Origin of the sequence: Mesorhizobium sp. (genome assembly GCF_965229135.1) — a bacterium.
In the GTDB taxonomy this organism is placed as follows: domain Bacteria; phylum Pseudomonadota; class Alphaproteobacteria; order Rhizobiales; family Rhizobiaceae; genus Mesorhizobium.
This window is the reverse complement of the sequence record NZ_OZ245860.1, coordinates 3,974,321-3,995,020: the sequence shown is the minus strand read 5'-3', so window position 1 is coordinate 3,995,020 and position 20,700 is coordinate 3,974,321. Positions and strand designations below refer to the sequence as shown.

Sequence of the window (20,700 nt, the reverse complement as noted above, 5' to 3'; positions counted from 1 at the left end):
CTACTTGCTCTTCTTCGCCCGCTCGATCGCCTCGACGATCATCTTCTTGGCGTAGGCGGAATCGTGCCAGCCTTCGATCTTGACCCATTTGCCGGGTTCGAGGTCCTTGTAGTGCTCGAAGAAGTGCTGCACCTGGTCGCGCGTGATCTCCGGCAGCTGCGTGTATTCGGTGACGTTCTGGTAGCGCAGCGTCAGCTTGGGTGAAGGCACCGCGATGACTTTCTCGTCCTGGCCGGCATTGTCTTCCATCACCAGCACGCCGATCGGCCGCACATTGATGACGCAGCCCGGCACCAGCGCGCGCGTGTTGCAGACCAGCACGTCGATCGGATCGCCGTCGCCCGACAGCGTATGCGGCACGAAGCCGTAGTTGCCGGGATATCGCATGGACGTGTGCAGGAAGCGGTCGACGAACAGCGTGCCGGCTTCCTTGTCCATCTCGTACTTTATCGGCTCGCCGCCGATCGGCACCTCGATGATGACGTTCACATCCTCGGGTGGATTCTTTCCAGTGGCTATGGCTTCGATGCGCATGGCATTTATCCCTCTCTCGATGGGAGACCGATAGCGGGCAGCGCGGACTGGTGCAATGCGGCGAATGGTTCTCGCCGACATCAGGCGGGCGGCAAAGTCACCTTGCGCGTTCAATCATCAGCACAAGATGTTTCAGCATCGTGATTTGCCGCAAGACCTGAGACACCGGCCGGCTCGGCTGTAGCGATCGCCCGCTGGCGGTCACTCCCAGACGAAGGCGACTTTCTTGAGGGCTCTCTGTTCGAAGATCTCGACGCCCTCGGCGACATCCCGGCCACCCGCGCCCGCATAGAAGGCGAGTGCGTTCTGGTTGTCTTCCAGAGCCCACACCACCATGCCCTTGAGCCCATGGTCGGCAAGCCGCGCCCTGGCGGCGGCGAACAGCCGGCTGCCGAGCCCTATGCCCTGGTATTCCGGGCGCATGTAGAGCTCGTAGATTTCGCCCTGCTGCCTCAGTTCCCGCGCGCGGTTCTTGCCGATCGTGGCGTAGCCGGCGATCTTGCCGCCGATCTCGACGACCAGCACCGTGGCCGCGCGGCGAATCGCGTTCGCCCACCAGTCCGCACCGCGCCGATTGATCATAGAGGTCAGCGTCTTGTGAGGGATGATGCCGGAATAGGCGCCTTGCCAGGCTTGCTGGTGCACGTCGGCGATGTCTTGCGCATCGCGCGGTTCGGCTTTCCGGATGTCGATCGTCAGCGTGTTCATGATTGGTTAACCATAAACCCGCATCGGCCGATTGCAAGAGTCCGCGTCGGCCGTCGCCGCGCTTTCGCACAGGCGATCTTTCGCACGCCGGGCCGCGTCCTGACTTGTTCGAGCGGCCTAGATTTCGACCAGATGGTCGTCGAGTTCGTTGACGTCTCCGGGGGTCACCGGGAAATGCTCGGCCAGCACCGCCCCCACCGATTCGATGGTCTTGATGAAGCCGTCGGCTAGACGGTCGTCGCCGGCATGCGCGGTCAGGTCGCGGACGGCGCCGTCCCAGACATGCTGGCCGACGCGGCCGTCGATGCCGCTGTCGGCAACCACTTCCGCATAGCGTTCGGCGATCGAGACGAACACCAGCACACCGGTGCGCGCGGCGGTACGGTGGACATTGCGTGCGAGGAATTGCTTGACCGCGTTGGCATGCGCGGCCTTGTAGCGCAGCCGCCTCGGCACGAGGTGGATGCGCAACACCGGCGCCAGCCACAGCAGCACCACCACGCAGGCCAGCGCCAGAAGCTGCGCGAGCACGAAATGCGGCAGGCGCAGCGACAACCACCAGGCTTCCAGCCCATAGGCCACGGCGAGGCTGACGATCAGCGTGCCGAGCGTCGCCATGAAGGCGGCCGGATAGAAATAGTCGTCGCTGGCATGCGCCACGACGCAATAGATCTCGCCGTCGGTTCTCGCCTCGGCGGCACGGATCGCGGCGGCGATGCGTTCATGATCCTGCGGGCTGATCGGTCGTGTCGCCATGATTTCACCAGCTCCCCGAGGAACCGCCGCCGCCGGACGAGCCGCCGCCGCCGGAGAAGCCGCCACCGCCGCCGCCGGACGACCATCCGCCACCGGAACTTCCCGACGACCAGCCGCCGGATGAACGTTGCCCGGGTTCGAACGTCATGCCGAGCCAGCGATAGCGGCCGGGGCCGAGTTTCTGGCCGAAGATCGGCGGCAGCACGGAAGCGGCGAGGCCGCCGAAAAAGATGATCGCCCAGATGCCGATGAAGACGGCGAAGAACAGATTGTCCGTGTTGACCGGCGCATGTTCATTGCGCTTGCCTCGCGCCTCGAGCTCTTCGGGATTGCCGTTCAGCACATTGATCATGTCGTCGACGGCCTTGGTGATGCCGCCGGAGAAGTCGCCGGCCCGAAACGCCGGCACCATGTCGTTCTCGATGATCAGCTTGGTGTGCAGGTCGGTCAGCGTGCCTTCGAGGCCATAGCCGACCTCGATGCGCATCTTGTGGTCGTTCGGCGCGACCAGAAGCAGGACGCCATTGTTTTCCTTGGCCTGGCCGAGCTTCCAGAAGCGGAACAGGCGGTTGGCGTAAGGCTCGATCTCCTCGCCGTCGAGGCTCGGAATCGTGGCAACCACGATCTGGTCCGAACCCTTGGTTTCGAAATCCGCCAGCTTCTGCGTCAGCGCCGCCCTGGTGCCGGCATCGATGATGTTGGCATTGTCGACCACCCGCCCTGTCAGCGCCGGCAACTCGGCGGCGAAGAGCTTGAGCGGAAGCAGCGCGACCAGAAGCGCTGCCGCGAGAATGAGAACGCGGCGCCAGCTCTTGTCAGCCCAGGAGGTCACGGTGATCGGCCCTCGATATCAGCCGCCCTGCTTTGTCGTCGTTCCGAAGTCGACCTTTGGCGCCTGCAGCTTGTCTTCGTCGATGGTGAAGTTGGCGAAGGGCTGGTTGCTGCGGAACCACAGCGTTGCCCACAGCACGGACGGGAACGTCCTCAGCGTCAGATTGTAGTCCTTCACCGCCTGGATGTAGTCGCGGCGGGCGACGGCGATACGGTTCTCGGTGCCTTCGAGCTGCGCCTGCAACGCCAGGAAGTTCTGGTTGGCCTTGAGATCCGGATAAGCCTCCGACACCGCGATCAGCCGCGACAACGCGCTGGTCAGCCCCGCCTGGGCATCCTGGAACTTCTTGAGCGCATCGGGATCCTTCAGCGTTTCCGGCGTGACCGTTATCTGCGTCGCCTTGGCGCGGGCCTCGACCACGGCGTCGAGCGTGTCCTTTTCGTGCGTGGCGTAGCCCTTCACCGTCTCGACCAGGTTGGGGATCAGGTCGGCGCGGCGCTGATACTGGTTCAGCACCTCGCTCCACGCCGCCTTGGCGTTTTCCTCGGCGGTGGGAATGGTGTTGAAGCCGCAGCCTGCGAGCAATGGCAGCACGATGGCCAGCATCACGAAGGCGGGCAAGGCGCGGAGCCTGGACGGTGAGGAAAGGCGCTGGGCAAACATGGTCGGATCCCTCGGCAGGAGTTGCAGGCGAAGCATTACCACAATCCGTGCGTAAGAAAATGACCCCGGCCGGAAAGCATTCTGGCCCCGGCCGGAAAGCATTACCTCGCCCTGCCGGAAAGCATTTCCTGGCTCTGAAGGGCAATCACCCCCTGGCATGGCGCCATCCGCCGCACAGCCCCTGTGATTGACCGGGCGAACACGCTAAGGTCATGGCAAACGGGACATAACCATGGCGGGACGCCAGGACAGCGAAGACGAATCGCGCCGGATCCTCGAGCGCATCGCGCGCGAGACCGATCCGGCGGGCGCGTCGTTCGTGGCGCGCGCCGTGAAGGACGCGCATGATCACGTCACCGCCGCGGATGCCGACCGCTCCGACCCGATCGAATATTGGGGTACGCGCGTTGGCCGGACACTCGGCCTTGTACTGGCCGTTGGACTGATGATCTGGCTTGTGCTTTTCATCACCCGGGGCAGCTAGGAATCAAAAACAATGAGCGCCGAACACACCGACGCGCCGCGCGCGGTCATCGTCATCTCCAGCCATGTCGTGCGTGGTTCGGTCGGCAACCGTGCCGCCGTCTTCGCGCTGGAAACGCTGGGCTTCCCCGTATGGGCGGTGCCGACGGTCATCCTGCCCTGGCACCCGGGCCATGGCCGGGCCACGCGCATCGTGCCGCCGCTCGACCAGTTCAAGGCGATGATGGCCGATCTCGAGCGCGCGCCGTGGCTGGGAGAGGTCGGCGCCGTGCTGTCGGGCTATCTTGGCGAGGCTGGCCAGGCCGAGGCGGTCGCCTCGCTGGTTGGGGCGATCAAGGCGAAGACGCCGGACGCCATCTACATCTGCGACCCGGTGATGGGCGACAAGGGCGGCCTCTACGTGCCGGAACCGGTAGCCGCCGCCATGCGCGACCGGCTGATGCCGATCGCCGACATCGCCACGCCCAATCGTTATGAGCTGGAGTGGATGGCGGGGGCGCCGCTGACGGATATGAAGTCAACGATCGCGGCCGCGCTCCATGCCGGGCCCGCGACCATGCTGGTCACCTCGGCGCCGTCGATGATGACGGGGGGCACCGGCAATCTGCTGCTCAACGGCAGCCAGGCGCTTTTGGCCGAACACCGGCTGATCGACAAGCCGCCGAATGGACTGGGTGACCTGACCGCGGCGGTCTACCTGGCCCGTACCCTGTCCGGCCAGCCGGCGGTCAAGGCCCTGCAGTCGACCACGGCCGCGGTCTACGAGATCCTGGCGCGCACGGCCAAGCGCGGCGGTGACGAATTGCAGCTTGAAACCGACGCACAGAGCCTGTCGCATCCGATGGCCATGGTGCAGCTTCGCCATCTCACGCATCCGGGGCGGGACCGCCGGGCGTGATGTCAGCCAACGGCGTGCCTGCCAACACCGTGCTTGCCAAGACCGAGCTTGCCAAGACCGAGCTTGCCAAGACCGTGCTTGTCGGCGTCGACGGCTGCAAGGCGGGCTGGATCGCCGTCATCCGCGGCCCCGATGCCGCACCCTCGGCCGCGGTCTTTGCATCCTTCGCCGGATTGCTTGCGGCACTGCCCGACGACGCGTTCATCGCCGTCGACATGCCGATCGGCCTGCCGGACGTGTCGCAACGAGGCGGACGCGGACCGGAAGCGCTGGTGCGGCCGCTTCTTGGGCAGCGCCAGTCCAGTGTCTTCTCCATCCCTTCCCGCGCTGCCGTCTATGCCCACACGGACGACTTCACCACGATCGACGCGTGGTACTCGGCCCATCGCAAGGCAAGCGACGTGGCCAAGGCCACGTCCGATCCGCCACGCGGCGTTTCGATCCAGGCCTTCGGCATCTTCTCGAAGATCCGCGAGATCGACGCCCTGCTGATAGCACAGCCCGACTTGCGCGGCCGCGTCTTCGAATCCCATCCGGAGCTCGCTTTCCGCCGGCTGAACGGCGACCAGGCCATGCAACTGCCCAAGAAGATCAAGGGCAGCATCAACCCGGCCGGCATGGAGGAGCGCAAGGCGCTGCTTTGCCGGCACGGCTATGACCGTGGCTTTCTCGACCGCGCGCCGCCGCGTGGGGCGGCCGCGGATGATTTCCTCGACGCGTCGGTCATGATGCTGATCGCCGGCTGTATCGCCAACGGCAAGGCCAGGCCCTTTCCCGACCCGCCGCTCACGGACCGATTTGGCATAGCTGTCGCCATCTGGGCGTGAGGCTATCGGCGCCTGCCATGCTTTGGCGCATGGGATTTGTGTTCAGCCCCCATAATTCTGCATTGCTCGGAACAGGCATTTACCGTTAGAGCCTTTTCCACCGCGAAGAGCTTCCGCCTCCAACCCAGGAAAGGCCTTAGCCGCCCATGCCCCATCTTCCCGAACATCTTATCACCGGCTACCGCAACTTCATGAACGGCCGCTATCTCACCGAGAGCGGGCGCTACCGCGAACTTGCCCGCGAGGGTCAGTCTCCCGAGACGATGATCGTCGCCTGCTGCGACTCCCGCGCGGCCCCCGAGGCGATCTTCGACGCCGGTCCGGGCGAACTCTTCGTGGTTCGCAACGTCGCCAACCTCGTGCCGCCCTATGCGCCCGACGGTGAGTTCCATGCGACCTCGGCGGCGCTCGAATTCGCCGTGCAGAGCCTGAAGGTCAAGAACATCGTCGTCATGGGCCACGGCCGCTGCGGCGGCATCCGCGCCGCGCTCGACACGACCTCCGCCCCCCTTTCGCCCGGCGATTTCATCGGTAAATGGATGAGCCTGATAGCACCAGCGGCCGAAACGGTCTCGTCCAGCACGCTCATGACGGCGAGCGAGCGCCAGACCGCGTTGGAGCGCATCTCGATCCGCTACTCGATCGCCAATCTCAGGACTTTCCCCTGCGTCTCGATCCTCGAAGGCAAGGGGCGGCTGTCGCTGCACGGCGCCTGGTTCGACATCTCGACCGGCGAGCTTTGGGTGATGAACAAGGACACCGGCGATTTCGAACGCCCGGAGATAGCATAGAGGCGGCTTGCGCTGCGGTCTGGCACGCGAGAAAACGAGGGGCGATTCCCGGCCAGATTGTGCTAGGATACGCAACAAGGAGCTCCATTCTGGCTCCGTGGGTGAAGGACAGACTCCAGGGGTGAGTCATGGTGCGAAATTGCCATCCATTTATTTTGGCTGTGGCGGTATTGCTGTTTTCGCTGACATGCGCCCGCGCCGACGACAGCGACGTCATCAGCCGCTGGTACGCGGCCCTGCTGGTTGCCGACCGCACCGAAATCTCCGATTTGCTTGCCGACGACGTGCGCATAAAGCTCGATGATCTCGGCGTCGTGCAAAGCAAGCAGGAGTTCATCGCTTCGATGGACGATTGGCAAGGCGCCGTCGCGGGCGCCGCGATCCGGCATAGGATCGCCAAAAGCGAGGGTGGCGTCACCACGGTCATCGCCTGCTACGACTTTCCCAACAACGACATGCTGATGCAGGAGACCTTCGCGGTGACCGACAATCGCATCACCGCAAGCTCGCAGGCGGCGATCTCGGAAACCTGCGACGGCTACTGACAAAGTCCTGATCGGCCGCGATGTTGCGCGCCGCAAGCCAGCGCCCTACATCGGTGGCGACACCACCTCCCATCGCCGCCATCAAGCGAAAGTCTGTTCATGCCCTCCACGAAGACCGTCGACCTTGCCACCCATCCCTTGACCGCATGGCAGGGGCCACTCGGCCTGCCTAATTTCAACAGCATCGGCGACGCCGATTTTGCCGATGTCTTCGACGCGGCGCTCAAGACGCATGATGCCGAGATCGAGGCGATCGCCGGCAATGCCGAGGCGCCTACCATCGGGAACACGCTTGCCGCGCTTGAGCTTTGCGGCGAGGCACTCGACCATGTCTCGTCGATCTTCTGGTGCCGCGCCGGCGCCCACACCAACGAGGCGATCCAGGCGCTGGAGCGCGACATTTCGCCTAGGATGTCCCGCCATTTCTCCGCGATCTCGATGAACGAAAAGCTCTTCGCCCGCATCGACGACCTCTATCAGCGCCGCGAGAGCCTCAAGCTCGACGCCGAGACGCTGCGGGTGCTGGAGAAGACCTGGAAAGGCTTTGTCCGGTCCGGCGCCAAGCTAGACGCCGAAGGCAAGAAGCGGCTGGCTGGCATCAGCGAGGAACTGTCGTCGCTCGGCACCACTTTCGGCCAGAACGTGCTTGCCGACGAGCGCGACTGGGCGCTGTTCCTTGACGAGGCCGACCTTGTCGGCCTGCCGGATTTCCTGAAAAGCTCGATGGCCGAAGCCGCCGAGATGCGCGGCCAGAAGGGTCGCTACGCCGTCACCCTGTCGCGCTCGATCTACGAGCCGTTCTCCACCTTCTCCGAGCGCCGCGACCTGCGCGAGATTGCCTTCCGCGCCTTCACCATGCGCGGTCAGAATGGCGGCACCACCGACAACACCGCCGTTGTCAGGGACATGCTGCGCCTGCGCGCCGAGAAGGCAAAGCTGCTTGGCTACGAATCCTACGCCGCGCTGAAGCTCGACGACACCATGGCCAAGACGCCGAAGGCAGTGCACGCACTGCTCGATCCGGTCTGGGAAAAGGCGCTGGAGAAGGCGGCAGCCGACCAGACGCAGCTGGAGAGGCTCGCGACCGAAGCCGGCAGCAACGAAAAATTCGCCGCCTGGGACTGGCGCTTCTACCAGGAGAAGCTGCGCGCGGAAAAATTCGCCTTCGACGAGGCGGAGCTGAAACCCTACCTGCAGCTCGACCGCGTCATCGATGCCTGCTTCGACGTGGCGACAAGATTGTTCGGCATCACCTTCGAGGAGAAAAAGGGGATTGCCGCCTGGCATCCGGACGCGCGCGTCTTCGTCGTGACGAATGCCGACGGCAGCGAGCGCGGCCTCTTCCTGGCCGACTATTTCGCGCGACCTTCCAAGCGCTCCGGCGCCTGGATGAGCGCGCTGAAGTCCGGCTACAAGCTGGGTGGCGGTTCGACGCCGGTCATCTACAACATCATGAACTTCGCCAAGCCGCCGGCGGGCGAACCGGCCCTGCTGTCGGTCGATGAGGCACGGACGCTGTTCCATGAATTCGGCCATGCGCTGCACGGCATGCTGACCGACGTCACCTGGCCGTCGGTGTCGGGCACCTCGGTCAGCCGCGATTTCGTCGAATTGCCCTCGCAACTTTACGAACATTGGTTGACGGTGCCGGCGGTGCTGGAAAAGCATGCGCTGCATGTCAAGACCGGCAAGCCGATGCCGAAGGCGCTGCTCGACAAGATGCTGGCGACCCGCACCTTCGGCGCCGGCTTCGCCACGGTCGAATTCACCGCCTCCGCCTTGATGGACATGGCCTATCACGCCCGGCCGAACGGCCCCGAAGAGCCGCTTCGTTTCGAAGCCGAGACGCTGGAATCGCTGCATATGCCGGACACCATCGCCATGCGCCACCGCACCCCGCATTTCGGCCACGTCTTTGCCGGCGATGGTTACTCGGCGGGCTATTATTCCTACATGTGGTCGGAAGTGCTCGACGCCGATGCCTTCGCCGCCTTCGAGGAAACCGGCGATCCCTTCAACCCGGCGCTGGCCGAACGTCTGCGCAAGAACATCTACGCGGCCGGCGGCTCGAAGGATCCCGAAGAGCTGTACACGGCGTTTCGCGGCAAGATGCCCTCGCCCGAAGCGATGATGGCCAAGCGGGGATTGGTGTGATTGGCTAATCTCCCCCCTCGAGGGGGAGATGGCCGGCAGGCCAGAGGGGGTCGGTTCGACTGGGCTCGGTTTCCTCTAAATCGGCCCTGCTCGGCGCGACCTCCTTGCGGCACATGGACGTCGGCGCCTCACGCGCGGCGCCCCCCTCTGTGGCCTTCGGCGACATCTCCCCTTCAAGGGGGAGATGTCCGGCGTCACAACTTCCAAGGATCAGCCACCCTCGGCCAGATCGGCCGCGTCAGCTTGGTATAATTCGTCACCGCCGGATTGCTCGGATACGAACTCGGCGCCGTGACATAGATGATCTCGGCGGCGATCGGCTCGAAGCCGGCATAGAAATGGTTGGTCGACTTGATCAGCAGGATATCCTTGCTCATCGGATCGACGCCGATGTTGGAAAAGATATCCGGTTCGAAGGTCTGGGTGCGGTTGGTGTTGAGGATGATGTCGACCTCGGTGCCCTCGATGCGAACCAGCGCCGTCGGTCCGAGCGTCACGCGGCTTGGCCCGAAACTCTGCCATCCCTCCGCAACCGCCTTCAGCACGTGCACCCGCGCGTCGATCGGCTCGCCCGCCTGCGGCCCGGCCTTGCCGCCGAAGCGCAAATCGATGACGGCGCCCTCGCCCGCGGCCAGGCAGAAGGTCACCGCGATCGGATCCCAGATCGTCGCCACGCCGATGTTGTTCAGGCCGCGCGCCAGCATCTGGCGAAGCACGACAGTGCCGTCGCCAGGCACGCCGCCGCCGGGATTGTCCCAGATGTCGGCGATCACCACCGGCTTGCCGGGATTTTCGGCACGCACGGCCAGTGCCCGGTCGATGCCGTCGGCGGCGCTCAGCATCGTCATCGCCGTCTTTTCGCGAAGCGCGTAAAGCTCCCGTCCAAGCCGTTCCGCCAGCGCGTCGCCCTTGGCCTTGTCATTGTCCGTCACGACCAGGATGCGCGTGCCCATTTCCGCGACGTCGGCGGCCATGAAACCGTGGATGACCGAGACGGACAGCACGCCGTCCTTGCCGTGCAGCGCCTTGATGCGGTCGACGAAGGAGCGCATCGGCTCGCGGCTGGTCGGCAGCACCTGGATCATGCGGCAATCGAAGGTAGAGATGACCGGCTTGATCTCGCCGCGCGCCGCCGCAAGGCCGAGTTCGACCACATGCTCACCGCGTTCGTAGAAATCCGTGTGCGGAAATTCGAGGAAGAAGGCGAGTATGTCTGAGGCGGCTACCCGCTTCGGCGTCAGATGGCTGTGCGGGTCGAGTTCCACCGCGATCACCACATCCGGCCCGACCATCGTGCGAACCCGCTCGAGCAGATCGCCTTCGCAATCGTCATAGCCCTGCGCCACCATGGCGCCATGCAGGCCGAGGATCACCGCGTCGACGGGGAGTGCGGCCTGCAACTGGCCGAGGATCTCGTCGCGCAACGCCTCATATGTCTGTCGCTGCACGAGGCCTCCCGGCTCCGCCCAGGTGGCGGTGCCCTCGATGACGGTCAGGCCTTCGGCCGCCGCGCGTCGCCGCAAGGCGACGATCGGCGAGGAGCACAGTGTAGGCGTCTCCGGATGCTTGCCGGGCCCGGCATAAAAAGCCATCTCGAAGGAAGCCCGGTCGGTCGGCACCGGCGAGAAGGTGTTGGTTTCCGTCGCCAGCGAGGCGGTGAAGATACGCATTTTGGGAATTCCGCTTCGCTCTGTCAGTTCGTGTTCGTTGCGGCTGGGCATGTAGACGAGATCGCTGGCCGTGGCGACAGCGGCGCGCGCGATGGCCCGGACACATGTTTGTGTGACATCAAAACCCCATTCGGCCCGGCTACTTGACGGCCCCGAGCGCCAGGCCCCGGACAAGATAACGCTGAAGCCAGATGAACAGGATCGCCACCGGCAAGGTCGCCAGCAGCGTCGCCGCCATCACGTGGTGCCATTCGATCGTGTAGCGGCCGGCGACCAGCGAAAACACCTGTATCGGCAAGGTGTAGCTCTCCTGGCTGCGCAGCATGGTCAGCGCCACGACGAATTCGTTCCAGGCGTTGATGAAGGTGAAGATCGCGGTCACCGCGATCGCCGGCAGGCAGAGCGGCAGGAACACCTTGCGCAGGGTCAGCCAGCGGCCGGCGCCTTCCATCCAGGCGGCTTCCTCGAGATCGCGCGGAATGGTGTCGAAATAGCTCTGCAGCATCCACACCGTGAAGGCGACGTTGAACGCCATGTAGATGACGCCAAGCGCGGTCGTGCTTTCGACCAGGCCCCAGGCGGCCATCAGGCGGAACAGGCCGAGCACCAGCACGATCGGCGAGATCATCTGCGAGATCAGCAGAAACTGACGGAAGGCGCCGTAGCCGGCGAAGCGAAAGCGCGACATGGCATAGGCGGCGGGCACGGAGATGACGATGGCGCCGACCGTGGCGATGATCGACACATAGAGCGAGTTGGCGAGCGCCTGGCCAAAGCCGGTCGCCACCCACATGTCTGAAAAGTTCGACCAGCGGAACTCGCTCGGCCACCATGTCGGCGACAGCACTTCCTGTCGCGGCTTGACGGCGGTGAGGAACATCACGGCGAAAGGAAAGATCGTCACCACGATCAGCGGCGCCAGCAGCAGCCAGGCGATGATCGACCGCTTCAGCTTGCCCGTCATCATGCGCGTTGCTCCCGCATCGCCAACCGCACATAGATCATGGTGAAGATGAGCAATATGGCCAGCATCACCAGCGACACCGCCGACGCTTCACCCAGTTTGCCTATGCGGAACGCCAGCTTGTAGAGATGGGTGACCAGGATATCGGTAGAGTTTGCAGGCCCGCCCTGCGTCATCACCCAGATGATCGGGAAGGAATTGAAGACATAGATCGTGTTGAGCACGATGGCGATGTTGATGAACGGCTTCAGCAGCGGGAAGGTGATCTCGCGGAACTGCTGCACGGGCGTCGCCCCCTCGAGTGCCGCCGCCTCATAGAGATCCTCGGGGATCGATGACAGGCCGCCCAGGAAAATGGTGGTCGTGAACGGCACCGTCACCAGGATGCCGATCAGCACCTGCATCGGGAATGCCGTCTCGGCCCGCGCCAGCCACTGGATGTTCTCGTGGATCAGGCCCAGCCCCATCAGCGCCGAATTCAACATGCCGCTTTCGCCGTTCAGCGCCCAGCGCCAGACCACCGCCGTCATGGTCAGCGAGACCGCCCAGGGCAGCATGATGATGACGCGGGCAAGGCCGCGGCCGTAGAAGTCGGTGTTGAGGATCATCGCCACCGGAACCGAGACCAGCAGGGCGCCGCCGACCACCAGGACCGTCCACAGGCCGGTGCGCCAGAGCGCGGAGAGGAAGTCGGGATCGGCGAGGAAGGCCTGGTAATTGCCGAAGTCGTTGAACTCGCGCAGCTGGCCGAAGCGGTTCACATCGTGAAGCGAAATCTGGATCAGGTCCCAGACCGGCCAGAAGATGACCACCGCCGCCAGGAACAGGCTGGGCAAGGTCAGGAGGTAGGGCAGGAAACGGTTCTGCATCGGCTGGCTTCTACCATGTTGCAACGGAGATCAGTGACGCCCTGCTCATCTTCCTCGGGCACCGTCTCAGGGTTTTGATTCCTTGCAGGCGTTAGCGCCGCCCCTCACCTGCCTGCCGGCATCCTCTCCCCGTATAGAGACGGGGAGAGGGCCGCTTTCATCACCGCTTTCGCCAATCACCAGCGTCTCAAAAAGGGCACCGAGATCGCGGCCAGCCATTTCTCACGCACTATACGGGGAGAAATGCCCGGCAGGGCAATGAGGGCCGGCGCCAAAGTTGGACACTATCCTTTTGTCCGGAGTGATTGCCTTGGCAGCCTTCGCCATTCTCGCAGGGAGCCGCTTCATACTTCTTCCGAAGATGTGGCGCGCCCCAATGGCCGGGGCGCGCCACGGGCGCAGGGAGTACGCCCTTATTTCTTGAGGACCGCGTTGGCCTTGGCCGCCGCGTCCTTCAGGCCGGCCTCGGGGTCGCCGCCGAGATAGATCTTCTGCATGGCGTCGGACGTGATCTGGGCGACCTCTTCCCAGCCTGGAATGACCGGCGCGAAGCGGGCATCGGGCAGCAGCGCGGTGAACGCGGCCAGATCGGCGTTGTTCACGTAGTAGTCCATCTTGGCCTCTTCCTTGTTCACCGGCAGGAAGCCTTCGCCCTGCGTGAACTTGGCGCGCTGCTCCTTGGTGAAGAGGAAGTCGAGCAGCTTCCAGGCCTCATCCTTGTTCTTGGAATTCTTGAACATGATGATGGAATCGGTGACGCCATAGGTGCCGCGCGCGCCGGTCGGCCCGGCCGGGATTGCCGCCACGCCATATTTCAGGCTGGGCGCCTCGTCCTTGATCTGGTTGGACAGGAAGGGTGCCGTGATCATCATGCCGACCTTGCCCTGCTTGAACAGGTTCTGCACGTCCTCGCGGTTGTTGGAAGTGACGCCGGGCTCGGTCAGGCCTTCGTCGATCATCGACTTGTAGAGCTTCGCGGCTTCAAGCGCGCCCGGCGTGCTCAGCCCGGACGTGCCGTCCTTGTTGAGGATCTCGGTGCCCTGTGACCACATCGCGTAATAGTAGTAGACGTCGGTCTCGATCTCCTTGCCCTGCAGGCCGAAACCGAAAGTGCCGGATCCCAGCGCCTTGATCTTGCGGGCGTCTTCCTGCAGCTCGGTCCAGGTTGCCGGCGGCTTGGCGATGCCGGCTTTCTCGAAAATATCCTTGTTGTAGTACATGGCTCGCGCCGAAGCCGCGATGGGCAGGCCGTAGGTCTTGCCTTCCATGATCGAGGGCGACAGGAAGGTGTCGATGAAGCGGCCCTTGAACTCAGGCGTTACGTAGCTGTCCAGCGGTTCGGCGACGCCCTGCTGGACGAAATCGATCAGCCAGCGCGTGCCGATGATCGACAGGTCCGCATTGGTGCCGGCGGTGATGTCGGTGGTCAGCTTCTGCAGGAGAACGTCCCACGGCACCACCTCGAACTTGACGGTGATGCCTGGGTTCGCCGCCTCGAATTCCTTCTTGACGCCCTCGAAATAAGGACCGGTCTTGGCGCTGTACTCGGCGACGGTGACCCGCACTTCGCCGGCATCGGCCTGCGCGGCAAACGCCATCAAGCTCATTCCGGCCATCAGGCCGACAGTCCATTTTGCAAGGCTCATTCGAAGTCTCCCATTTGATTTGCGCTTCTGCGCCCTCTCGCCATTGGACGACGAAAGATTGTGTGACTTTCCTACATTATCGATGATTTGATGGCTTGCAAGCAGATTATTCTGTTGCTTAATTACATTCTCTGCACTACGCCTGACGGCAATTGTCGGGGATCCCAAGGGGTGTCGCACGGTGGGTTCGAAAGCCGAGTTCGAAGGCAAGACTGTCGTGGTGACCGGCGCGGGCGGCGGGCTCGGCTCGGCGATCGTGGAGCTTATGGCGCAACGAGGCGCACGGGTCATCGGCTGCGACCAGTCGAGCGAGGCGCTCGGCAGCCCGCATCTGGCCTCTCGGCATGTCTTCAACCTTCTCGACCGGGCTTCGATCGAGGCCTCGCTTGGCGCGATCCTCGACGGGGATGGTGTGCCGGACATCCTGATCAACAATGCCGGCTGGACGCGCGCCGAGACACTGCCCGCCCTGACGCCGGACAAGATCGAGCAGGAGATCGACCTCAACCTGACCGGCGTGATGCATTTCGCCGATCCGCTGGTCAAGGCGATGGCCGGCCGTGGCTCCGGCAGCGTCGTCTTCATCTCCTCGGTCAATGCTATCAAGCATTTCGGCAACCCCGCCTATGCGGCGGCCAAGGCCGGCATCAACGCCTATGCCAAGGCGATCGCCGTCGAACTCGGCCGCGGCGGCCTGCGCGCCAATGTCGTCTGTCCCGGCTCGATCCGCACCGCCGCCTGGGACCACCGCCTCGCCAAGGATCCCGAAATCCTCGGCAAGCTGCAGCGGCTCTATCCGCTTGGCCGCATCGTCAACGCTTTGGAAGTGGCCGAGGCCGTCGCCTTCCTTGCATCCGAGCGCGCATCGGGCATAACCGGCGTGGTGATGCCGGTGGATGCCGGGCTGACGGCCGGCTGCCTGCCTTTCATCGACGACATATTGGGAGCGTGACCATGACCGACGTCGAGTTCCGCGACCTCTCGAAATCGTTCGGACAGCACAAGATCCTCGAGAACATCAGCCTCGACATCAAGAGCGGCGAGTTCGTCGTGCTGGTCGGTCCGTCCGGCTGCGGCAAGTCGACCTTGCTGCGCATGCTGGCAGGCCTGGAGACGATCAGCTCCGGCGATCTGCTGATCGGCGGCGCGCGCGCCAACGAACTGCCGCCGCAGAAACGCAACATCGCGATGGTCTTCCAGTCCTATGCGCTGTTTCCGCATCTGAAGGCGTCGGACAATATCGGCTTTGGCCCCAAGATCCGCGGCGAGACCCGCACCGCCATCGACGACAAGGTCAAGAAGGCGTCGGGCGTCCTCAACCTCTTCTCCTATCTCGACCGCTACCCAAGGCAATTGTCGGGCGGCCAGCGCCAGCGCGTCGCCATGGGCCGCGCCATCGTGCGCGAGCCGTCGGTCTTCCTGTTCGACGAGCCGCTGTCCAATCTGGACGCGCAACTGCGCGTCCAGATGCGCACCGAGATCAAGGCGCTGCACCAGCGGCTGAAGTCGACAATCGTCTATGTCACCCATGACCAGATCGAGGCCATGACCATGGCCGACCGCATCGTGGTGATGGACCGCGGCAAGATCCAGCAGGTCGGGCCGCCGCTGGAGCTCTATGACAAGCCGGCCAACAAGTTCGTCGCCAGTTTCCTCGGCTCTCCGTCGATGAGTTTCGTGTCCGGTGTTCTCAAGGCGGCGCCCGAGAAAAACTGGTTCGAGTCGGCCGGCGGCGGCCGCCTGGCGCTCGCCGGCAAGACGGCGCCCGCCGCTGGTGCGGTGGAAGCCGGCATCCGGCCCGAGCACTTCGTCATCGGCGAGGCAGCCGACGCGATGGCTATCAAGGTCGACGTGGTCGAGCCCACAGGCTCCGAGACGCATATCTACGGCACTATCGGCGCCGACACGGTGCGCGCCGTGTTCCGCGACAGGGTGCATGCGCGGCCCGGCGACCTGCTGCCGGTGACAGTCGACCCCGGCAATGTCCACCTGTTCGACAAGGCGACGGGCTTGCCGCTGTGAAAACACGACGATGAAAACGCCGGCCGATATCATCACGCGCCTGCAACTGATGTCGCAGGACGGTACCAAGTCGGATCGCCGTCTGGCCGGGCTTGTGCTGTCCGATCTCGACTTTGCCTCCAAGGCGGCGATCTCGGAAATTGCCGCGCGCGTCGGCGTCAGCGAGCCTACGGTGACCCGCTTCTGCCGGAACCTCGGCTGTGAGGGCCTGCGCGATTTCAAGTTCTACCTGGCACAGGCCATCGCCATTGGCGGCCAGTATCTGTCGCCTGAACCGCTGAACCGCGATGCCCGTGAGCAGCGCATCGCATCCGCCATCACCGAAGCCGCGATCGCCTCGATCCAGCGCGCCAGCGAAAACCTCGACATGACGGCGCTGGTCGACGTCGCGGCGCGCATCGCGACCTCCGGCAATGTGCTTTGCATCGGCTCCGGCGGCATTTCGTCGATGATGGCGACGGAAATGCAGAACCGCCTGTTCAGGCTGGGCGTGTCGGTGCTGGCGCAGGTCGATGGCCAGTTGCAGCGCATGTACGCCGCCGTTGCCACGCCGGAGACAACGGTGGTCGCCTTCTCGGTGTCCGGCTATGCGCGATCGGTCATCGAGGCGGTGCAGGTCGCCCAGCAATATGGCGCCACCACGGTCGCCATCACCGCGCCGGACTCCACACTCGCCAAGACCGCCGACACGGTCATCCAGTGGCAACCGCTGGAGGATGGCAATATCTACAAGCCCACCTCGTCGCGCTATGCGCTGCTGGCGATCGTCGACATGATCGTGACCTCGGTCGCGGAGACACGCGGGCCGAAGGTGCTGGAGAACCTGCGCCGCATCAAGCAGAGCGTGAACACGCTGAAGGTCGACGATCCCCGATTGCCGATCGGCGACTGATCCTAAGGAGTTATGCGAATATCGGGGGATGGGAGCTAGGCGCCGACCGTCTCGACGCTTTTCGCCAGTGTCACCGGATCGCCGACAACACGCAGCGTCTTCAGCCGGGTCGTGCCGCCGGCGACAACCGATACAGCCGATGTCGGTACCCCCAGCGCCTTGGCGACCAGCCTTTCCAGCGCGGCGTTGGCTGCGACGTTTCCAGGCACGGCGCGAACCCGCGCCTCCAATGGCTTCGTCCGTCCGCCGATGTCTCGAAGCGTTCAAGCCTGTCGATGGCAGACTTCGGTGTCAGTCGGACGAACAGGTCGATGCCGTTTTCGCGGGTGCGGAACGGCGCGCTCATGCGATCCCCAGGTCAAAGGACCAGCGGCGCCACCGTGGTGAGAATGAACTGCCTGACGAAGAACAGGATCAGCAGCAGGATGATCGGCGAGATGTCGACGCCACCCAGATCCGGCATGAAGCGGCGGATCGGCCGCAAGGCGGGCTCGGTCAGCCGGTACAGCATGTTGCCGATGCTGCCGACGAACTGGTTTTTCGAATTGACGACGTTGAAGGCGTAGAGCCACGAAAAGATCGCCGAGGCGATGATGATCCACCAGTAGAGGTCAAGCGCCATGACGATTGTTTGAATAAGGGCGAGCATGCCGGTCTCCGATTGTTGCCGACATGTAGCCACTGCACACCAAGCCGGCAAGGGCCGCCTTGCACAGCAAGGCAAGGCGGCGATTGGCGGGGGTAAATTTCGGCGGGGCGCCGCCTTGACAGCAAACCGCGTCACCCCATAAATGCGCCATCCGCTGGACGGGGCTGTAGCTCAGCTGGGAGAGCGCGTCGTTCGCAATGACGAGGTCAGGAGTTCGATCCTCCTCAGCTCCACCAGCGGATCATCCCAAGATATTGAACCGCGGTAGTGATCGCTCGTAGTGGTGGTCTATCCCACTTTAATTCCCATTCCCGCTGAGATGGTCGCTGTCCTTCGCCGGGACCAGCTGGAGATAGACGGGAATTGGCGGCTGTTCGAGATGACTCCAGGCAAGCTCGAGCCGGCAACCGACGAGCGATCCTCCATCGCGCCCAGGTCACCGGATCATTGGCTGCGTTGCCGAGCCGCCAGAACAAAATGGCGCAGACTCCAACCCAGCAAGAACACAGAGACCATCTGAATGAACCACATGGTGCCGAACAAGGCCACCAGATCGAAGCGGACTTCCATGCCCAGCGTTTGACGGTAGGCGACACCCGACCATGCGCGAAGCGCGGTGAAGACAGCCGCATAGAAGGGTGCCCACCAGAGCCTCCCGCCAATCGCGCCAAGAATGAAGGCCACGAGAGCCCCGACAACGAAGATCGGATCCTGCAGGGAACCCGCAAAGCTGCCGCCAAACATGGCCGAGTAGTAATGAAAGCCTGTCACGACGCCGCCCCCTCAACGCAATGCATCTGCCGCATCGAGGGAAAAACCGCAACCCGGCGGCCTGTGAAGAGTGTCTCGAGCGCGCAACCCTCAGCGCGGCGTGGCGCTCCATCACCGCTCGCACGGGCGGTCTCGAAACACAATTGGCGGGGATGGCGGCCTTCTCTTGCGGCTCTTGAAGCGCCAAGGCGGCATTTGAAATGCGCGACTGCTATTCGAATCGCGCATCGCGATGGCAGTGTGGCCTGAGCGGGTTATCCACAGGCTTGCCGCGATCGATAAACTTGTCCCGATCCGGTTAAGGTCCCGATCACACACCAGGGTCATGATCAGCGTGCGAGGTGTGTAGCGTTTTACCTCGGTCCCGAAAGATAAAGCCCGTTGCCTCAAAGCCCCCCGCCCAGGCAACGGGCTTTTCTCGTGGCCGGTCGCGCCGGAGGCCGCACAGTCGCTTGGATACGCCGGTTAAGCGGACCGGATCACCAGCGGATCACTCCGTGCGATATCGAACCGCAAGAGTGATGTTCGGCGGCGCCACTGCTGTCCTCGCCCCATCCCACGTCCGTCGGCGGTGTCCTTCAGCCATCAGGCGGGTATCGGCCGCGAATTGCGCGGAGGGCGGATCCGGGTGGCTGGCGTCCGTTCAGATCGGAGCAACTGAAGAACGCCAGCCAGGCGGATCGACAGGTCCGCCGCACGACAGATATGGCCGAGTCGTGGGAGTACTGACATGGTGCGATCGCGGAAGGCGGGGCGCAGCCCGCCCGTCACGATGCGACGCCAACCGACGTGACCGGTGCCTTTGCTTCCAGCTGACCGTCGCGATGGTAACGTGGCCCACGAGTTGTCAATTGGACTTATGGCGATGATCGCCGCCTGACCCGTGCTATTTGCTTTGACGCTCAGCCGGTTAGAGTGTCGGGCATTGGATCAGCTTTTTTCTGTGTGTTTGTGTTACGGCGTTCGGTGGGGCGGCCGAAAACGCTATATGGGTTTCAGCAGATTATGAATCCGCCTGCGGAAGCAATGAAGTGCCCATTCGCGAGAATATCGCTGCGAACCTTAGACGGCTATGCAAAGACCATGCCTCGGTAAGCGCGGTATGCCGGGAACTGCGCATCAACCGCACGCAGTTCGAGCGCTACCTGCAAGGGCAGACCGTTCCGAACAAGGCGACGGCCAAGCTCATATGCGACTACTTCCGGATCGACGAAGCTGAACTGTATCAGGATCCTGGCGGTCCGGAAGCCGGTGTTCCGGGCTTGCCCCCGGCTTCCGAAAGCCTGTTCGCGCAATTGATACGGCCGCCGAGCCCATCGATCGCGGGAGGTACCTACTTCACCTACTTCTCGATCCCGGATCGCCCCGATCTCCTCGTTCGGGCCGTCACCTTTGTCCGGCGCGACGCGGAACTAGTTACATTCAGGAGAGTGACCGGTTGGTCCGAACGTCGCGGATCGACATGGGCACGGGCACGCGGCAATCATTACGGCGTAGCGATCGCACGCCTGAACTGGATCTATTTCAGCGGGGTCAATCGCCGGCAGACCGGTGAGCCGTCGCTGATCTCGGTGCAGTGGGCTCCCATCTCCGAACCGGTCCTGATCGGAAAGGCGATGCTGTTGACGGAGTCCGGGCCGGCCTTTGTCTCTGTCATCATGAGGCAGGAAGTTGCCAATATTGGCGCAAGAGAAGCAATTCGAATGGCTCACGTCGTCAGGCTTGATGACCCCGGTGTCGATCAACTGGTCGTCAGCCTTACCAGGGATGGCGTTAAATAGAAAAGCTCAACCCAAGCTTGTTATGCTAAATTCGAATAAGATATTCCAAAAAAGCATATACTTCCGATGCCATACTCCACCTCAGAGTAAAATAAGTTTATAAAGTTTGTACGAAAGCAACAAAAGTCAGCCTAGACGCCCTCGTCTGAAACTCTACTGTAATTTTAATAAACCATTAACTTCTTCAACACTACGTTTCCTTTCGTAGATCCCATTTGGGGGGTCAAGGAAAGGGATGAAAATGG

21 protein-coding genes, 1 tRNA gene and 1 pseudogene are annotated in these 20,700 nt (G+C 63.3%); 11 read left to right on the top strand and 12 right to left on the bottom strand.

The annotated features are described in order from the left end of the window. From ppa to ACO07C_RS19000, 5 genes are all read right to left on the bottom strand, one after another. Window positions 1-534 (bottom strand): inorganic diphosphatase, encoded by a 534-nt coding sequence (ppa, locus tag ACO07C_RS19020; protein WP_421915702.1) that lies wholly within the window; start codon window positions 532-534, stop codon window positions 1-3. Between the two features lie 201 nt (window positions 535-735). Then, entirely contained in the window at window positions 736-1,242 is a 507-nt protein-coding gene (locus ACO07C_RS19015; protein WP_421915701.1) for a GNAT family N-acetyltransferase, read from the bottom strand. Window positions 1,243-1,359: 117 nt separating this feature from the next. Next, window positions 1,360-1,998: a TPM domain-containing protein gene (locus tag ACO07C_RS19010; protein ID WP_421915700.1), complete on the bottom strand. Its 639-nt coding sequence runs from the start codon at window positions 1,996-1,998 to the stop codon at window positions 1,360-1,362. Window positions 1,999-2,002: 4 nt separating this feature from the next. After that, window positions 2,003-2,830 (bottom strand): TPM domain-containing protein, encoded by an 828-nt coding sequence (locus ACO07C_RS19005; RefSeq protein WP_421915699.1) that lies wholly within the window; start codon window positions 2,828-2,830, stop codon window positions 2,003-2,005. Window positions 2,831-2,848: 18 nt separating this feature from the next. Continuing rightward, window positions 2,849-3,493, bottom strand: coding sequence for a LemA family protein (locus ACO07C_RS19000; protein WP_421915698.1), 645 nt, complete (start codon window positions 3,491-3,493; stop codon window positions 2,849-2,851). Between the two features lie 232 nt (window positions 3,494-3,725). Between ACO07C_RS19000 and ACO07C_RS18995 the strand changes: the two genes are divergently transcribed. The 6 genes from ACO07C_RS18995 (at window position 3,726) to ACO07C_RS18970 (ending at window position 9,191) form a co-directional block, all read left to right on the top strand. Beyond that, on the top strand, window positions 3,726-3,977 hold the full coding sequence (locus ACO07C_RS18995) for a hypothetical protein (protein WP_421915697.1): 252 nt from the start codon (window positions 3,726-3,728) through the stop codon (window positions 3,975-3,977). 12 nt (window positions 3,978-3,989) lie between these two features. After that, window positions 3,990-4,874, top strand: coding sequence for a pyridoxal kinase PdxY (gene pdxY / locus ACO07C_RS18990; protein WP_421915696.1), 885 nt, complete (start codon window positions 3,990-3,992; stop codon window positions 4,872-4,874). Beyond that, window positions 4,871-5,701, top strand: a complete 831-nt coding sequence (locus tag ACO07C_RS18985) for a DUF429 domain-containing protein (protein ID WP_421915695.1) — start codon at window positions 4,871-4,873, stop codon at window positions 5,699-5,701. The genes pdxY and ACO07C_RS18985 overlap by 4 nt, the downstream gene beginning before the upstream one ends. A gap of 146 nt (window positions 5,702-5,847) precedes the next feature. Then, the gene (locus ACO07C_RS18980) at window positions 5,848-6,492 is read left to right on the top strand and encodes a carbonic anhydrase (RefSeq protein ID WP_421915694.1); all 645 of its coding nucleotides are present in this window, start codon (window positions 5,848-5,850) and stop codon (window positions 6,490-6,492) included. Between the two features lie 128 nt (window positions 6,493-6,620). Further along, window positions 6,621-7,037, top strand: coding sequence for a nuclear transport factor 2 family protein (locus tag ACO07C_RS18975; RefSeq protein WP_421915693.1), 417 nt, complete (start codon window positions 6,621-6,623; stop codon window positions 7,035-7,037). 99 nt (window positions 7,038-7,136) lie between these two features. After that, window positions 7,137-9,191, top strand: a complete 2,055-nt coding sequence (locus ACO07C_RS18970) for a M3 family metallopeptidase (protein ID WP_421915692.1) — start codon at window positions 7,137-7,139, stop codon at window positions 9,189-9,191. A gap of 194 nt (window positions 9,192-9,385) precedes the next feature. Here the strand turns inward: ACO07C_RS18970 and ACO07C_RS18965 are convergent, their stop codons facing one another. From ACO07C_RS18965 to ACO07C_RS18950, 4 genes are all read right to left on the bottom strand, one after another. Then, entirely contained in the window at window positions 9,386-10,861 is a 1,476-nt protein-coding gene (locus tag ACO07C_RS18965; protein ID WP_421915691.1) for a M81 family metallopeptidase, read from the bottom strand. 139 nt (window positions 10,862-11,000) lie between these two features. Beyond that, window positions 11,001-11,828, bottom strand: coding sequence for a carbohydrate ABC transporter permease (locus tag ACO07C_RS18960; RefSeq protein WP_421915690.1), 828 nt, complete (start codon window positions 11,826-11,828; stop codon window positions 11,001-11,003). Continuing rightward, window positions 11,825-12,694 (bottom strand): carbohydrate ABC transporter permease, encoded by an 870-nt coding sequence (locus ACO07C_RS18955; protein ID WP_421915689.1) that lies wholly within the window; start codon window positions 12,692-12,694, stop codon window positions 11,825-11,827. Before ACO07C_RS18955 ends, ACO07C_RS18960 begins: the two co-directional genes overlap by 4 nt. Before the next feature lie 413 nt (window positions 12,695-13,107). Beyond that, on the bottom strand, window positions 13,108-14,340 hold the full coding sequence (locus ACO07C_RS18950; protein WP_421915688.1) for an ABC transporter substrate-binding protein: 1,233 nt from the start codon (window positions 14,338-14,340) through the stop codon (window positions 13,108-13,110). Window positions 14,341-14,521: 181 nt separating this feature from the next. Here ACO07C_RS18950 and ACO07C_RS18945 point away from each other — a divergent pair, with 181 nt between their 5' ends. From ACO07C_RS18945 to ACO07C_RS18935, 3 genes are read left to right on the top strand one after another with little or no spacing between them, the layout of a single operon-like run. Further along, a complete protein-coding gene (locus ACO07C_RS18945; protein WP_421915686.1) occupies window positions 14,522-15,292 on the top strand; it encodes an SDR family oxidoreductase in 771 nt (256 codons plus the stop codon). 2 nt (window positions 15,293-15,294) lie between these two features. Continuing rightward, window positions 15,295-16,362 (top strand): ABC transporter ATP-binding protein, encoded by a 1,068-nt coding sequence (locus ACO07C_RS18940; protein WP_421915685.1) that lies wholly within the window; start codon window positions 15,295-15,297, stop codon window positions 16,360-16,362. Between the two features lie 10 nt (window positions 16,363-16,372). After that, complete coding sequence (locus ACO07C_RS18935; RefSeq protein ID WP_421915684.1) at window positions 16,373-17,254, top strand: MurR/RpiR family transcriptional regulator; 882 nt, start codon at window positions 16,373-16,375, stop codon at window positions 17,252-17,254. Between the two features lie 35 nt (window positions 17,255-17,289). On the opposite strand, the pseudogene ACO07C_RS18930 reads toward ACO07C_RS18935, so the two are convergent. Continuing rightward, window positions 17,290-17,600, bottom strand: a pseudogene (locus ACO07C_RS18930) (DUF167 family protein). Window positions 17,601-17,612: 12 nt separating this feature from the next. Continuing rightward, complete coding sequence (locus ACO07C_RS18925; RefSeq protein ID WP_421915683.1) at window positions 17,613-17,903, bottom strand: YggT family protein; 291 nt, start codon at window positions 17,901-17,903, stop codon at window positions 17,613-17,615. 160 nt (window positions 17,904-18,063) lie between these two features. Between ACO07C_RS18925 and ACO07C_RS18920 the strand changes: the two genes are divergently transcribed. After that, window positions 18,064-18,139: transfer RNA gene (locus tag ACO07C_RS18920), tRNA-Ala, on the top strand. A gap of 208 nt (window positions 18,140-18,347) precedes the next feature. Here ACO07C_RS18920 and ACO07C_RS18915 read toward each other — a convergent pair. After that, window positions 18,348-18,674, bottom strand: a complete 327-nt coding sequence (locus ACO07C_RS18915; protein WP_421915682.1) for a hypothetical protein — start codon at window positions 18,672-18,674, stop codon at window positions 18,348-18,350. 1,031 nt (window positions 18,675-19,705) lie between these two features. Between ACO07C_RS18915 and ACO07C_RS18910 the strand changes: the two genes are divergently transcribed. Beyond that, window positions 19,706-20,455 (top strand): XRE family transcriptional regulator, encoded by a 750-nt coding sequence (locus ACO07C_RS18910; RefSeq protein ID WP_421915681.1) that lies wholly within the window; start codon window positions 19,706-19,708, stop codon window positions 20,453-20,455. The last annotated feature ends 245 nt before the right edge of the window (window positions 20,456-20,700 follow it).